Genomic DNA, 1,435 nt, shown 5'->3' on the forward strand with positions numbered 1-1,435 from the left:
TGTACTGACCCCAAAAAGTTAGACAATTAATTTAAGCAAAGGATTTAATTCTGTATTGTACAGGACTAAGTCCTTTTAGTTTTACCTTAATTCGTTTGTTGTTGTAGTAATCAATATAGTCTACAATAGCTTGTTCCAAGTGCTCAAGTGACTGAAACGTATTCTCATAACCATAAAACATTTCAGACTTAAGAATGCCAAAGAAAGATTCCATCATACCGTTATCTGGGCTATTTCCCTTACGTGACATAGATGGTTGGATTCCCTTATTCTTTAAAAAATGATGATAGAAATCGTGTTGGTATTGCCATCCTTGATCACTATGGAGAATTGTATTTTCGTAATGATTCTCTGTAAATGCTTGTTCTAGCATAGCTTTCATTTGTACTAAGTTCGGCGAAGTAGAAAGATTGTAGGAGATAATTTCACTGTTAAAGCCATCTAAAACTGGTGATAAATAAAGCTTTTGGCTGCTTGCTGGAATGGCAAATTCTGTCACATCTGTGTAGCACTTTTGCATTGGTTTGGTTGCTTCAAATTGACGTTGAATAAGGTTATCTGCTTTCTTGCCAACCTCTCCTTGGTATGAAGAATACTTCCGTTTACGGCGAATTCGAGCCGTTAAACCAAGTACTTTCATAAGACGCTGCACCTTCTTATGGTTCACTACGAAGCCACGATTTCGTAATTCTAGAGTCATGCGACGATAGCCGTAATTTCCTTTATGCTCAGTATAAATTGACTGAATTTCAGCTTTAATATCATAATCTTTATCGCTTTGATCCAGCTGTTTTAAGTGGTAATAATAGGTTGAACGGGCAAGCTTAATAATCTTTAGAAGGATATCTAACGAAAACTCTGTTACCAGTCCTTGAACAATTTCCGTTTTTCTTCTTGCTCCTTTTCGTCCCTCAATCGGAGTTCTCTCAACTTTTTTAGAATGGCATTCTCCGCTCTCAAGTACTCATTTTCTGCTTGAAGACGTTCTAATTCTGTCATATCTTCAAATCTCTTCTTTGGCTTACGTCCCATTTTAGGTGGTCTCCCTCTTGTTTTCTCAACAATAGTATACCCGTTTTTCTTATATTGTGCCAGCCAATTCGAAAGTAATCCACTACTTGGAAGGGCATAATCCAGAGACACCCTAATTTGTGAACGCCCCTCAAGAAGAACTTTATCAATGATCTCTTGTTTTAGTTCAGGAGAATAGTAACAATTCTTTCCTTTTTTGACGATTTCTATTCCATAACGATCAATCAATTTAATCATGTACTGAAGATTAGAAATGTTTATCCCAAATTGATTTGAAAGTTGTCTAAAGCTCTCTCCTTTCTTTCTTAATTCATATATTTGAACTTTATCTTCATAAGTTAATTTCATAATAAAAACACCCCAAAAGTTAGATTTTTATGTCTAACTTTTGGGGTGCAGTTCA

1 protein-coding gene is annotated in these 1,435 nt (G+C 35.5%); it reads right to left on the reverse strand.

Annotation, left to right across the window (positions count from 1 at the left end):
- Positions 1-31: 31 nt before the first annotated feature.
- Positions 32-1,380 (reverse strand): IS3 family transposase gene (locus QM917_RS10545; RefSeq protein WP_148131311.1). Its coding sequence is split into 2 segments (ribosomal slippage): positions 32-930 and positions 930-1,380, totalling 1,350 coding nucleotides; the frame shifts between segments, so codons are not numbered across the junction.
- Positions 1,381-1,435 lie beyond the last annotated feature (55 nt).

Origin of the sequence: Streptococcus infantis, assembly GCF_047460685.1 — a bacterium.
GTDB lineage: Bacteria > Bacillota > Bacilli > Lactobacillales > Streptococcaceae > Streptococcus > Streptococcus infantis_AD.